12 protein-coding genes are annotated in these 13,545 nt (G+C 63.8%); 5 read left to right on the forward strand and 7 right to left on the reverse strand.

Annotation, left to right across the window (positions count from 1 at the left end; genetic code table 11):
• Positions 1-54: 54 nt before the first annotated feature.
• From AB5Y53_RS20920 to purH, 5 genes are all read right to left on the reverse strand, one after another.
• The gene (locus AB5Y53_RS20920) at positions 55-2,631 is read right to left on the reverse strand and encodes an alpha amylase C-terminal domain-containing protein (RefSeq protein ID WP_368183132.1); all 2,577 of its coding nucleotides are present in this window, start codon (positions 2,629-2,631) and stop codon (positions 55-57) included.
• Positions 2,632-2,887: 256 nt separating this feature from the next.
• Positions 2,888-3,442, reverse strand: coding sequence for a cytochrome b/b6 domain-containing protein (locus AB5Y53_RS20925; protein WP_201969784.1), 555 nt, complete (start codon positions 3,440-3,442; stop codon positions 2,888-2,890).
• Entirely contained in the window at positions 3,423-3,797 is a 375-nt protein-coding gene (locus AB5Y53_RS20930) for a cytochrome b562 (protein ID WP_039040825.1), read from the reverse strand. The genes AB5Y53_RS20925 and AB5Y53_RS20930 overlap by 20 nt, the downstream gene beginning before the upstream one ends.
• A 405-nt stretch (positions 3,798-4,202) precedes the next feature.
• Complete coding sequence (gene purD, locus AB5Y53_RS20935) at positions 4,203-5,492, reverse strand: phosphoribosylamine--glycine ligase (RefSeq protein ID WP_323904358.1); 1,290 nt, start codon at positions 5,490-5,492, stop codon at positions 4,203-4,205.
• A 106-nt stretch (positions 5,493-5,598) separates the two neighbouring features.
• Positions 5,599-7,191: a bifunctional phosphoribosylaminoimidazolecarboxamide formyltransferase/IMP cyclohydrolase gene (purH, locus tag AB5Y53_RS20940; protein WP_010675610.1), complete on the reverse strand. Its 1,593-nt coding sequence runs from the start codon at positions 7,189-7,191 to the stop codon at positions 5,599-5,601.
• Positions 7,192-7,623: 432 nt separating this feature from the next.
• Here purH and zntR point away from each other — a divergent pair, with 432 nt between their 5' ends.
• The 3 genes from zntR (at position 7,624) to AB5Y53_RS20955 (ending at position 8,913) form a co-directional block, all read left to right on the forward strand.
• A complete protein-coding gene (zntR, locus tag AB5Y53_RS20945; protein WP_368183133.1) occupies positions 7,624-8,061 on the forward strand; it encodes a Zn(2+)-responsive transcriptional regulator in 438 nt (145 codons plus the stop codon).
• Positions 8,051-8,587 carry a dihydrofolate reductase family protein gene (locus AB5Y53_RS20950; protein WP_010675608.1) on the forward strand — a complete coding sequence of 179 codons (537 nt, stop codon included), beginning with the start codon at positions 8,051-8,053 and terminating at the stop codon, positions 8,585-8,587. Before zntR ends, AB5Y53_RS20950 begins: the two co-directional genes overlap by 11 nt.
• Positions 8,588-8,694: 107 nt before the next feature.
• Positions 8,695-8,913, forward strand: coding sequence for an alternative ribosome-rescue factor A (locus AB5Y53_RS20955; RefSeq protein WP_010675607.1), 219 nt, complete (start codon positions 8,695-8,697; stop codon positions 8,911-8,913).
• A gap of 116 nt (positions 8,914-9,029) precedes the next feature.
• Here AB5Y53_RS20955 and hemW read toward each other — a convergent pair whose 3' ends face one another.
• Positions 9,030-10,175 carry a radical SAM family heme chaperone HemW gene (gene hemW, locus AB5Y53_RS20960; RefSeq protein WP_324036998.1) on the reverse strand — a complete coding sequence of 382 codons (1,146 nt, stop codon included), beginning with the start codon at positions 10,173-10,175 and terminating at the stop codon, positions 9,030-9,032.
• A 132-nt stretch (positions 10,176-10,307) separates the two neighbouring features.
• The gene (gene rdgB / locus AB5Y53_RS20965) at positions 10,308-10,904 is read right to left on the reverse strand and encodes an RdgB/HAM1 family non-canonical purine NTP pyrophosphatase (protein WP_103259563.1); all 597 of its coding nucleotides are present in this window, start codon (positions 10,902-10,904) and stop codon (positions 10,308-10,310) included.
• Between the two features lie 234 nt (positions 10,905-11,138).
• Between rdgB and AB5Y53_RS20970 the strand changes: the two genes are divergently transcribed.
• Complete coding sequence (locus AB5Y53_RS20970) at positions 11,139-12,302, forward strand: multidrug effflux MFS transporter (protein ID WP_039040832.1); 1,164 nt, start codon at positions 11,139-11,141, stop codon at positions 12,300-12,302.
• A 103-nt stretch (positions 12,303-12,405) separates the two neighbouring features.
• A complete protein-coding gene (locus tag AB5Y53_RS20975) occupies positions 12,406-13,455 on the forward strand; it encodes an oxidoreductase (protein WP_041213888.1) in 1,050 nt (349 codons plus the stop codon).
• Positions 13,456-13,545 lie beyond the last annotated feature (90 nt).

The raw sequence follows: 13,545 nt of genomic DNA on the forward strand, positions 1-13,545 counted from the left end.
GGAGGGAGGCCTGGTTCGGCGCCGGGGCGCAATGGCCCTGGCGTGTGTCCAGCCCTACTGGGCGCTCAGGTTGTAGGCCAGGGTCTGGTCGTTGAAGCGCACCACATAGGCACCGACCACTGCCGTGGTAATGTCTGCCCCGGCCAGCTCGGCCACGCCATCCTTGTTGGTGTCGCCGTAGTTCTGGGTCCAGTCCCCCTTGACGTCGAACTTGAAGCGCTGGCTGCCGTTGCCATCACCGCTGCCGGTGAAGGTGACGCTGGCCTTCCAGAGGTGATCCCCGACCAGGGACATGGGGGTGATGCCCCAGTTGTTGGTGGTGCCGCGAATGTTGAGGCTGGCGACATTCTTGGCATAGGTGACGCTCACCGGAGTCAGGCTGTATTGCAGGGTCTGATCGTTGAAACGTACCCGGTACTGGCCGATGACCGGGGTGAGGATGTCACTGCCAGTCAGTTCGGCCACGCCGTCCTTGTTGGTGTCGCCGTAGTTCTGGGTCCAGTCCCCCTTGACGTCGAACTTGAAGCGCTGGTTGGTCTGACCGTCGAAGGTGACCAGGGCTTCCCACTGATTGTCGGCGACCAGCGTCATGGCAAGGGAGCCCCAGGCATTGGGGGTGCCGCGGAAGTTCAGGGTGGGCAGTACGCTGGCGTAGGTGCCGTTGTCGTCGGCGACGGTCACGGTGGCGCTGGCACTGGCGGTCAACCCTTCCGCATCGGTCACGGTGACCGTCACGGTATGGGTACCCGGGGTATCGAACCGGACCGTCTCCGTGGCGGCGGTGCCCCCGCTGGACCAGCTGTAGCTCACCACGCCGCCATCATCGCTGGAAGCGGAGGCGTCGAACACCACGCTCTCCCCCGCCTTGACGCTGAGGGTTTTGGGAGAGAGGGCGGCGACCGGTGCCTGGTTGCTGGTGAGGGGGGTGACCGTGTAGCGCAGATCGCTCTCGCTCAGGGTGATGCGGTAGGTGCCCGCCCCGCTGACCAGGATATCCTTGCTGCTGCCCTTGTCGGCGATGCCATCCCCTTCGTTGTCGCCGTAGTTCTCGGCCCAGTTGCCGAAGACGTCGAACTTGAAGCGCTGGGCACCGGTGGCGTCACCGTTGCCGGTCAGGGTGAGGGTGGCGGACCAGACACGGTTGGCATCGACGGTCATGGGGGTGTTGCCCCAGGCGTTGTGGGTGCCGCGCAGGTTCATGCTGCTGAACTTGTTGCCCGGCAGGACGGAACCGCCGCAGGGGCTGGCCTTGGTGCAACCGGCAATGATGGCGGCCGCCTTCATGCCGGGGACGTTCAGGCTGGCCTTGCCGCTGCCATCGACGGTGACATAACCGCCGCTGCAGTAGTCATTGCCCCCCAGGAGGTTGCAGTACTCGCCGGCTGGCAGGCCGGTCTGCACCGAGGCCACCAGGCTGCCGCTCTCGTTGTTGATGGCGACGAAGCCCTTGTCACCGCGGCTGAAGGCTATCTGGTTGTTGCCGTTGTCCCACCAGTTGCTGACGGGCTGGCCTTCGGTCCGGTTGTGGAACAGGGCCATGTTCATGATGGTCGGTCGGCGCTGTTCGCAGTTCCACTGGCTGTCCGTGCAGGGAGTGCTGCCCGGCGCCCCCTTGTCGGTTTCATAGGTACCCATGTTTTCAAAGCGATAGCCCGACATCACCTGCTTCCAGCCATAGGGCCAGGCCATCATGAAGGTGTTGGCCAAATCGTAGCGGGCACCGCTCATGAAGGTGAGCATGCCGCCACCGCCGTGGCCGCGTTCGCGGTCGTGGTTGACCACGAAGACGAAGGCCTTGTTGGAGGGGAGCAGGCCCCAGCTCTCGCCCAGGGTCTTGAGGTTCTTGATCTGGCCGTTGAAGTTGGCGGCGAGATCGGTGCCGTATTTGAAGTCGGTGACGGTGTCGATATAGGTGTAGCGGCCCGGCTGAATATCGGGGGACTCCCCGCCTGCGCCGATCACCTCCAGGTAGGCCCTGGGGCTGCCCGCCTTGTCGAGGATGGCCTTCACATCGGCCGGCGCCATGTGCTTGGCCGCATCGATGCGAAAGCCCGCCACGCCCCAGCCGAGCAGGGTCTTCATGTAGGTGGCGATCTGATCCTGGACGTAGGATGAGCCGGTATTGAGGTCCGGCATGCCGTAGAGGGCGCCGTTCCAGACGTTGTTGCTGTCACCGTAGTTGGTGATGTCGCCGCTGTGATGGAAGTCGTTGTAGCCGAACTGGGGATATTGGTATTGCCCCGAGTTGTAGCTGCCGCCGCCGGTGGCGGTGCCCGAACCCGATGCCAGCTGGTTGAAGACGGCGTCGGCATAGACCTTGACCCCGGCCGCGTTGCAGCGGGCGATCATGCTCCTGAGCTCTGCCTCGCTACCGCCGAAGCTGTTGAAATTCTTGAAGCTGACCGGTTGATAGACGGTCCACCAGACCTGGCTGCCCTGCTTGTGCTCGGCCGGTGGGGTGATCTGGACGCCACCGAACCCCTTGGGCCCGAGCACGGTCTCGCACTCGTTGGCGATGTCGTTGAACTTCCATTGGAACAGGTGAACCATGACTCCTTCGGCGCTGGCAGTGTGGCTGAAAGAGCCGAGTGCCGCCGCCAGCAGGGCGGTTCGAAACAGTGTGTTGTGCATGACGATTTTCCCTTCGATCTTGTTATTGACGTATCACTGTCGTGTAGTCGAACGGACAACAAACAACCTCGTTCAGCTCCGTAGCATTCATGAAATCGATGTGGTTGAAAATCGAACAAGCTGAATTAATTAAGAAATGTGAATGAAAATGCTTTCATGCCATTCGGTGGCAGCAGGAGGGGGCAGATCGGTGCGAGATCCCGTCAAGCGGGTAGCGAAAGGGATGAACAGGGGCCCCGCAGGGCCCCGTGAACGTTCAGACGTTGGGTTCCTGCTGCCCGGTACTGGCCCGGGCACGACGCCCTGGCAGCATGCGGGTGACCAGGTTGCTGCGCTGGCGCCAGGAGGTGTAGGCGATGGCGCACAGGTGCAGGGCGATCATGCCCTGGAGTGCCCAGGTGCACCACTCGTGCCAGTCGTCCGCCCCCAGATCGAAGCCAGTCTCGGTGTTCTGGAACCAGCCGGTCCCTGCGGTGGCGAGTACCAGCAGCCAGAGTGCCCAGACCGCCAGCTTGCCGCTGCCGTGATGGCCAGGGGTGGGCGGGGTCCGTTCGCGCAGGGCGTCGGCCTGATGGCGAAAATCCTCCCGGCTCGGGATGAGGGCGCGCAGGCGGGCGTGGCTGCGAGCGAAGGTGAGCCCCCACAGCAGGCGTATGCCGATGAGCACCATGACGGCGTATCCCATCCGCTCGTGCCACTCCTCGCCCGCCTCGTTGAGCCAGAGGTTGCCGATACAGATGGCCGCCACACCCCAGTGGGTTAGGCGCACCAGAGCATCCCAGTGGAAGGGATCAGCCTTTCTGCTTGGCATATTTGTGGTACTCCTTCTTCAGGTCGTTGACCTTGGCCAGGTGCTCGCGCGCCTTGGCTTCGTCACCGGCCTGGAGGGCTGCCAGGCTGGCATCCAGCTCGGTCTGCACTTCGGTCATGCCTTCCAGGAACTTCTCCTTCTTGGCGGCGGGCATGTTCTTGCCCTTGGCGACGTCCAGCTGGGCCTTCATCTCCTTGATGTATTTCTCCATGGTGGCCGCGTCGTCGGCCTTGACGGCCTGCTTGTAGTTGAAGCCGATCTTCTTCATCGGCTGCTCCAGATCGCCGGCCATGGCAGGCAGGGCCATCAGGCCGAACATCAGGGGCAGCAGCAGGGGACGCACAGTTTTCAGCATGGGATTTCCTTATGAGACGACGAGATTGCAGGTTGTTATAGCACTCATTTGAGTGCGGTTTCACGCATCATGATGCCATGAAAGGGCGATCATTGTATGAAGAAAGTGCGACCAATTGTGACGAATTGTGCAGGGGATTGCTGTGGGAATGTAGCCGAAAGAGAACGGCCACCGGATCTCGCCTCCTGCAGGGATACAAGGGCGCGCATCTGGCCCGGGAAGGGGTCCGCAGGCAGTGAATCATGCTGCCATTTTTTATCACACATCGGTTTTTTAAAGTCAGGTGAGTTTTTCAGGTGTTTTTGTTTTTGAAAGCCACCACCCATGGATGATTCCACTGCTCGCACAGACGCCGTGCAACAAAAAAAGGGCCCGCAGGCCCTTTGAGTGATCGGGATCCGGCCCTTATTCGGCCTGCTCGCGCTCGATGGCACGCCAGCCGATGTCCTTGCGATAGAAGATGCCGTCCCACTGGATGCGACCAGCCAGGGCATAGGCCCGCTGCTGGGCTTCCTGCACCGTGTGGCCGAGGGCGGTGGCGCACAGCACGCGGCCACCCTGGGTCAGGCTGGTGTGTCCTTCCAGGCGGGTGCCTGCATGGAACACCTTCTCCCCTGCCACTTCGTCCACCGGCAGACCGCTGATGGGGTGGTTGCTGGTGTAGTCGCCGGGATAGCCACCCGCCGCCAGCACCACGCCGATGGCGGCACGGGGGTCATAGATGGCTTCCTTCTGATCCAGCTGGCCGGCGCAGGCGGCGAGGCAGAGATCCACCAGATCGGACTGCATCCGCAGCATGATGGGCTGGGTTTCGGGGTCGCCGAAGCGGCAGTTGAACTCGATCACCTTGGGGTTGCCCTCGGCATCGATCATCAGGCCGGCGTAGAGGAAGCCGGTGTAGACGTTGCCCTCGGCCGCCATGCCGCGCACGGTCGGCATGATCACCCGTTCCATCACGCGCTGGTGCACTTCGTCGGTCACCACGGGCGCCGGGGAGTAAGCCCCCATGCCGCCGGTGTTGGGGCCGGTGTCGCCGTCGAAGGCGCGCTTGTGATCCTGGCTGGTGGCCATGGGCAGCACGTGCTCGCCGTCCACCATGACGATGAAGCTCGCCTCTTCCCCGTCCAGGAACTCTTCGATCACCACCCGGGCGCCAGCATCGCCGAAGGCATTGCCGGAGAGCATGTCACGCACCGCAGCTTCCGCCTCGTCGAGGGTCATGGCGACGATCACCCCTTTGCCGGCGGCCAGACCGTCGGCCTTGATGACGATGGGGGCGCCCTTCTCGCGCAGATAGGCCAGCGCCGGCTCCACCTCGGTGAAGTTCTGGTAATCGGCGGTGGGAATGGCGTGGCGGGCCAGGAAGTCCTTGGTGAAGGCCTTGGAGCCTTCCAGCTGGGCGGCGGCGGCGGTCGGGCCGAAGATGGTCTGATCGGCGGCGCGGAAGGCATCGACCACCCCTTTCACCAGGGGGGCTTCCGGTCCGACGATGGTGAGGCCGATCTGGTTCGCCTTGGCGAAGGCCAGCAGGCCCTCGATGTCGGTGGCCTGGATGGCGACGTTCTCGATGCCCGGCTCAAGCTGGGTGCCCGCATTGCCCGGTGCCACGAAGACCTGGGTCACCAGGGGGGAGTGTTTGGCCTTCCAGGCCAGGGCGTGTTCACGGCCGCCGTTGCCAATGATCAGTACTTTCATCGTCTCGCTCGCTTCTGTCTGAGTTCACTGGCGCTGCGGTGGCAACCTGCCAGTGGAAAGGATCCGGTGCTAAAGAGGCAGGGCCGCCATCGGCGGCCCTGGGCTGTCAGTGACGGAAATGACGCATGTTGGTGAACACCATGCACATGCCGTGTTCGTTGGCGGCGTCGATCACCTCCTGGTCGCGCATCGAGCCACCTGGCTGGATGACGCAGGAGATGCCCGCGGCAGCGGCGGCATCGATGCCGTCGCGGAACGGGAAGAAGGCGTCGGAGGCCATGACGGAGCCCGCCACAGTCAGCCCTTCATCCTCGGCCTTGATGCCGGCGATCTTGGCGGAGTAGACGCGGCTCATCTGGCCGGCGCCCACGCCGATGGTCTGGCCGTTCTTGGCGTAGACGATGGCGTTGGATTTGACGAACTTGGCGACCTTCCAGCAGAACAGCAGATCCTGCAGCTCGGCCTCGGTGGGCTGACGCTGGCTGACCACGGTCAGATCCCCGAGCGTCACCATGCCCAGATCGCGCTCCTGCACCAGCAGGCCGCCGTTGACGCGCTTGAAGTCAAAGCCTTGCGCCGGGGCAGTCCACTGGCCGCACTCCAGCAGGCGCACGTTCTGCTTGGCGGCGACCGCCTCGCGGGCAGCCTGGCTGATGCTGGGGGCGATGATCACTTCCACGAACTGGCGGGCGACGATGGCCGCGGCGGTTTCGCCGTCCAGTTCGCGGTTGAAGGCGATGATGCCGCCAAAGGCCGAGGTGGGGTCGGTCTGGTAGGCGCGATCGTAGGCTGCCAGCAGGTCGTCACCGATGGCGACGCCGCAGGGGTTGGCATGCTTGACGATGACGCAGGCCGGTTCGCTGAACTCCTTCACGCACTCCAGCGCCGCATCGGTGTCGGCGATGTTGTTGTAGGAGAGGGCCTTGCCCTGCAGCTGGATGGCGCTTGCCACCGAGCCCGGCGCGGCCTGCTCTTCGGCGTAGAAGGCGGCAGCCTGGTGGCTGTTCTCGCCATAGCGCATGTCCTGCTTCTTGATGAACTGGCTGTTGAAGGTGCGGGGGAAGCGGGACTCTTCGTCGCCTTCCTTGTTTTCGCCGTAGGAGGGCACCAGGGTGCCGAAGTAGTTGGCGATCATGCCATCGTAGGCGGCGGTGTGCTCGAAGGCGGCGATGGCCAGATCGAAGCGGGTGGAGAGGGTCAGGCTGTTGCCGTTGCCATCCATCTCGGCAATGACGCGGTCATAGTCGGAGGCCTTGACGACGATGGTGACGTCCTTGTGGTTCTTGGCAGCGGAGCGGACCATGGTCGGGCCGCCGATGTCTATGTTCTCGACGGCGTCTTCCAGGGTGCAACCGGCTTTGGCCACGGTGGCGGCGAAGGGATAGAGGTTGACGACGACCATGTCGATGGGGGAGATAGCGTGCTCGGCCATGATGGCGTCATCCCGGTCGCGACGGCCGAGAATGCCGCCGTGTACCTTGGGATGCAGGGTCTTGACCCGGCCGTCCATCATCTCGGGGAATCCGGTGTAGTCGGACACCTCGGTCACCGGCAGGCCCGCATCGGCCAGCAGCTTGGCGGTACCACCGGTGGAGAGCAGGGCCACACCACGCGCGTCGAGTGCCTTGGCAAATTCCAGGATGCCAGTCTTGTCAGACACACTCAGCAGTGCACGGCGAATGGGTCGAGCTTGTTCCATCACACTATCGTCCTCAGCATAACGGGGACCGTTCCATGGGAGGCGAGGCTCAACACACAGAGAGTCCCCAAATAAATGGAAGTGGGGGATTTCGCAAACCACTCTCGCCCGGGGCGGCCGTTGGCAAAAGCGTTTTAGGAAATGCCCGCTTGACGCGACGCTCTCTTGTGGGCGCGTATTCTACACAAAAAATGTGACCTGTGGTGGATTTTTTAAAGAGACAAACCCTTGTGGGATGCGGCGTTAAACGTTTTCTGGTGAATTTTTGTGAAACGTTTGTCTTTTCAGTGTTTTGGGGATAAATGGCCGGCAAGTGAGGGGTTAGCTGCTGCTTTCCTGCCTTTGACTGGCAATCGCCGGGCAAAGAGGTGATAGTGGAGGCCGGTTTATATTGAGTACCATGTCGGGAATGTCATGCGGGGGGAGAGGACCATGTATCGGATCGGTGAACTGGCCAAGGCGTGCGGGGTGAAGGCCGACACCCTGCGCTTTTACGAGAAGAACGGCCTCATCTCGCCGGGCATTCGCAACGAATCCGGTTATCGCCTCTACGGGGAGCAGGACAGGCGGCGGCTGGAGTTCATCATCCGCGCCAAGTCGGTGGGCTTCTCCCTCGCGGACATCGGCGAGCTGCTCGCCCTCGACACCAATAAGGCCAAGGTCACCTGCCAGGAGGTGAAGGCGGTGGCCGACACCAAGCTCGAACAGGTGGAGCAGAAGATCCTGGAGCTGACCCGTTTTCGCGAGAACCTGAAGGCCCTCTCCGACATCTGCTGCGGCGGCCCGCGCTCGGCGGAGCACTGCGCCATCCTCGAGACCCTGGAGTCCGGCGCCCCTTCCCGCCACGAGCATCACGACCATGAGCACTGAGCTGCGTCGGCCCCGGGTCTCCGCCTTTCTCGCCCTCTCCCTCGACGGTTTCATCGCCGGGGAGGGGGGCGATCTGGCATGGCTGGCCCCCTATGGTGGCGACGGGCCGGAGGAGACCGGCTACAGCGCCCTGATGGCGAGCGCGGACACCCTGCTGATGGGGCGCAACACCTACGATATCGTGAGCGCCTTTCCCGAGTGGCCCTACGGGGACAAGCCGCTGGTGGTACTGACCCACAGGCCCGCCGACCCCCGTCCTCGGGTCTCCTTCCGGCAGGGGGCGCTGGCGCAGGTGCTGGACGAGTTGTGGCAGGGGGGAAGCCGTCACCTCTATCTGGATGGCGGGGAGCTGGTGAGGCAGGGTCTGCAGGGGGCCCTGGTGGACGAGCTGACCCTGTTCTGGGTGCCGGTCACCCTGGGGGGCGGGATCCCGCTCTTTACCGGGCCTCTCCCCGCAGGGTTGAGACCGGTGTCGAGCGCCGTGCTGCCAAGCGGCCTGGTGCGGGTTATCTATCACCCCGCCTGACAGCTTGCACGGGGGAGGCAAGAGGCGCACAATCGGCGCGTTTTTCGCCATCTGCCCTTCCAGGCAGGGACGATAGGCAAACACGACAACCCCATCAAGGAGCCCATATGGCCAAGAAGAAGGTGACCTGTGTCACCGCCGAACCCGCCTGCGAACATCAGCGCGGCATCATTCAGGACAACCACCTCAAGGCACTGGTGACCTCCCCCCTGTTCCAGGCCCGGGTCGAGCCGAGCAAGAAGGGCAAGGGCAGCTATCAGCGCAAGGCCAAGCACGGCAAGCGGTGGGAGCCCGGCCAACAGCAGATGGCAAGCGTCTGCTGTTGAGCGGGTTTCTGCCGCAAGGCATCAGCTAACACAATCAGGGCGCCAATGGCGCCCTGATTGTTTTTCTATTCGCTGGTGCTGACTTGCGGTCTTGACGCAAGAGAGTGAACCCGTGCTCACTCGTCCATAAAGAGTTCGAGCAGCACGTTGAGGTAGCGATGGCCGAGGGGGGTGAGCTGCCAGCTGTCGCCAAGATCCTCGATAAGCTCCTTGGTCCGGGCGATGGCGAGCATGGTCTCTACCCGCTCCAGCGGTAGCCCCGTGAAGGCCTCGAACTCCGCCTTGGGGGCGGGTTCAAACAATCTGAACCGGTTCATGAAGTACTCGAGGGGCAGATCGTCCGCGCTCACCTGCCATTGGCTGTCCAGATAGGGGCGGCTCGGATCCAGATAACCTTTCGGATGCTTCACCTTGGCGGTGCGCAGGATCTGCTGGTTGGCAAGATCCGTCACCTTGCCGTGGGCGCCGCAGCCGATCCCCAGATAGTCGCCAAAGCGCCAGTAGTTGAGGTTGTGGCGGCACTGATACCCCTCTTTGGCATAGGCCGAGATCTCGTACTGCTGATAGCCCCGGGCGGTCAGCATGGCGTGGCCTTGCTCGTAGATGTCCCACAGGGTGTCATCTTCCGGCAACGTGGGGGGCTTGGAGGCGAATGCCGTGTTCGGCTCTATGGTGAGCTGATACCAGGAGAGGTGCGGCGGCGCGCAGTCGATGGCCTGCTGCAGGTCGTAGAGCGCATCGTCCAGGCTCTGATCCGGCAGGCCGTGCATCAGATCCAGGTTGAAAGTGGGAAGCGCGATGGCGTGGGCCAGTTCGGCGGCCTTGCGAGCCTCCTCGGGGCCGTGGATGCGGCCGAGCCGGGTCAATTTCTCCTGCTGGAAGCTTTGCACCCCGATGGAGATGCGGTTGATGCCGGCCCGCTGGAAGCCGGCGAACTTGTCCGCCTCCACCGTGCCCGGGTTGGCCTCCATGGTGATCTCGCAGTCCGGGGTCAGTGCGATCCGTGCGCGCACCCCGTCCAGCAGCGCCTGCATGGCGTCGACGGAGAGCAGGCTCGGCGTGCCGCCACCGATAAAGATGGAGGAGAGGGGGCGCCCCTGGGCCCAGTGCAGATCCTGCTCCAGATCCTCCAGCAGGGCCGCCACGTACTCGAGGTGGGGCAGTTCCCCCTTCTGGGCGTGGGAGTTGAAGTCGCAGTAGGGGCACTTCTGGACGCACCAGGGCACGTGGATATAGAGGGAGAGGGGCGGCAGTTGCAGCATGGGATTTCCAGTATTCAACAATCAAAAGGGGTCGGGTGGCCCTGGTTGCCGGTGACAACGGGCGGGGCGCCGCGAACGAAACGGGGGCCGACGGCCCCCATTGTAGATGACAACGCGGCGGGAGACAGCGCTTTAGTTGACCGCCGCCAGGGCCGCTTTGAGCTTGGCCAGGGCCTGGCCGCGATGGCTGAGCTGGTTCTTGAGCTCCGCCGGCATCTGGGCCGAGGTGCAGTCGTGGTCGGGGACGAAGAACACGGGGTCATAGCCGAAGCCGTGCTGGCCGCGGGGTTCGTCGATGATCATCCCCTCCCAGCTCGCCTGGCAGATAATGGGGGTGGGATCGTCGGCGTGGCGCATGTAGACCAGCACGCACCAGAAGCGGGCGCTTTTCAGGTAATCCGGCGCGCCCTTGAGCTCGGCCAGCAGCTTGTCGATGTTCTCCTTGTCGCTGGCACCGCTACCTGCAAAACGGGCGGAGTAGACGCCGGGGCGGCCGTGCAGCAGATCCACTTCCAGACCGGAATCGTCGGCCACGGCGGGCAGGCCGGTGACGCGGGCGGCGTGGCGTGCCTTGATGATGGCATTCTCGACGAAGGTGGTGCCGGTCTCGTCGGCATCGGAGACTGCAAACTCGCTCTGCGGGATCACCTGGATCTTCATATCGGCCAGCATGGCGGCCAATTCCTTCACCTTTTTCTGGTTCCCTGTTGCCAGGACAAGCTTGTTCATCACACACCTCCGCAAAAATAATCTGCGCATTCTATGCGGGGGAGGGGTTTAGTAAAAGCGCCAATTGCCCGGGATCCGGTGCCAACGGGGGATCCTGGTTCCACCCCCTGAGAGGTAGAAGAGATACATGTTTCCAGTGGGGAATAACCGAAGTGATTAAATACCATTTCAATTCATTACTCTGAGTCAGTAGACTCGCGGCCCAATCGATATTCCTAGGGCTTGAGGTGACTGATGCCATTGATTCTTTTGCTTGTACTCCTGGTGTTGTTCAGCCCGCTGGCCATCGACATCTATCTGCCTGCCATCCCCCAGATGGCCGAGCAGCTGGGGGCCGAAGTGACCCTGATGCAGGGCACCATCACCTGGTTCCTGTTCAGCATGGGGCTGGGGCAACTGCTGGTGGGGCCGCTCGCCGATCGCTACGGGCGCAAACCCATTGCCCTGGGGGGCGTGCTGCTCTACGGCCTGAGCGCCCTGGCAGCCGGCTTTGCCGCGAGCCTGGGCGAGCTGATGCTGGCGCGGGTGCTGCAAGGCTTCGGGGCCTGCGCCACCTCGGTGGCCGCCTTCTCGGTGGTCCGTGACAGCTATGGCCCCAAGAAGAGCGGTCAGATGATCTCCTATCTGAACGGTGCCATCTGCTTCATCCCCGCACTGGCGCCCCTGCTGGGTGGCTGGCTCACCGCCAAGGCGGGCTGGTCGGCGAACTTCTGGTTCATGGCGGGTTACGCCGTCGTGGTCGGCAGCTGGCTGCTGTGGCGGATGCCGGAAACCCGCCCTGAGGAGACCAGCAGTGCTGGCCCGCTCATCAGCTGGTCCCGCTACAGCCCGGTGCTGCGCTCCCCGAGCTTCCTGTTCAACGCAGCGCTGTGCATGCTGGCGATGGCGGTGATCCTCGCCTACGTGACGGCGGCGCCGGTGCAACTGATGGTGACCCTGGGGCTGGACATGAGTGGCTTCAGCCACTGGTTCACCGCCAATGCGGCACTCAACATCCTGGCCTGCTTCCTGGCCCCGCGCTTCATCGCCCGGGTAGGGCCAAGACGGACCCTGCGCATCGGCCTGCTGGTGCTGCTGCTCTCCGCCATCACCCTGACCCTGGCCATGCACATCCCGCACCCGCTGGCCATGATGGGGCCTGTGTTCCTCTCCAGCATCGGTTTTGCGATGATCCTGGGCGCCGCCGCCGGCATGGCGCTGGCCCCCTTCGGCCACTGCGCCGGCACTGCTGCCGCCCTGCTCGGCCTGTTCCAGATGAGCGGCTCCGGCGCCCTGGTGGGGATCACCGGTTGGCTGATGCCGGATCCCCTGAGCCAGCTGGCCCTGCACATGTGGCTGCTGCTGCCCCCGCTGGTGATGCTGATGACCCGCCAGGGTCGCCGCTTGTGTTTGCAATAAATCCTGTGCTCTGATGAGCACACTCAGGGGGCCTTGAGCCCCCTTCTCTTTTTCAGGTGACCTCGCCTGCCTCGCATGATCACAGACCCGTGGAGAAAACCGGATGAGCCACACAATCAACGCCGCCCTGGTGGGATACGGCTTCGCAGGACAGACCTTTCACGCCCCCTTCCTGGCCACGACCCCGGGCCTGACCCTGCGCTGGGTGGTGAGCCGGGATGCCGCCAAGGTACAGGCCGCGTTGCCCGGCACCCGGGTCGGCACCCTGGAGCAGGTGCTGGCCGATGACAGCCTCGATCTGGTGGTGATCGCCACCCCCAACGACACCCACGCCCCCATCGCTCGCGAGGCCCTGCTGGCGGGCAAGCACGTGGTGATCGACAAGCCGTTCGCCCTGGATCTGGCCGAAGCGAAGGCGCTGGTCGAGTTGGCGGAGAAGCAGCAGCGGCTGCTCAGCATCTTCCACAACCGGCGCTGGGACGGGGACTTCCTCACGGTGCGCCGTCTGCTGGCGGAGGGGGCGCTGGGGCAAGTCGCCCAGTTCGAATCCCACTTCGACCGTTATCGCCCCGAGGTGCGCCAGCGCTGGCGCGAGGCGGGCGGCCCGGGCTCCGGTCTCTGGTTCGATCTCGGCCCTCATATCCTGGATCAGTCGCTCCAGCTGTTCGGCCAGCCGGACTGGTTGCAGGCGGATCTAGGCAAGCAGCGCCCCGGGGCCCTGGCGGACGACTACTTCCATGTGGTGCTGGGTTACGGCGAGATGCGGGTCATTCTGCACGGCAGTTGTCTGGTGTCGGCCGTGATGCCCCGCTTCGTGGTGCACGGCAGTCAGGGCTCCTTCATCAAGTTCGGCATGGACGTGCAGGAGGAGCAGCTCAAGGAGGGCAAGCGGCCTCCGGCGGCGGACTGGGGCGTGGATCCCGCCCCCGGCCAGCTCAGCCAGATCCGGGACGGTCAGCTCGTGCAGCAGACCGTGGCTGGCGAGGCGGGGGACTACGGCGCCTACTATCGCGGTGTCTGCGCCGCCATCCGGGGAGAAGGGGAGAACCCGGTGCCGGCCGACGAGGCCCTGGCGGTGATGGCCTTGCTGGACCTGGCCCGGGAGAGCGACCAGCAGGGGCGGCGCCTGCCTTGTCAGAAGCTGTCTGACTGACGGCGTTATCCGGCAGCGCCGAGAGCCTGACAGAAAGACAATGGCTGACTGGCAATCGTCAGGTAATTGGCGATTTGTTGTGCGAATCTG

It is taken from the genome of Aeromonas sp. R7-5, assembly GCF_040908015.1.
Lineage (GTDB): Bacteria > Pseudomonadota > Gammaproteobacteria > Enterobacterales > Aeromonadaceae > Aeromonas > Aeromonas caviae.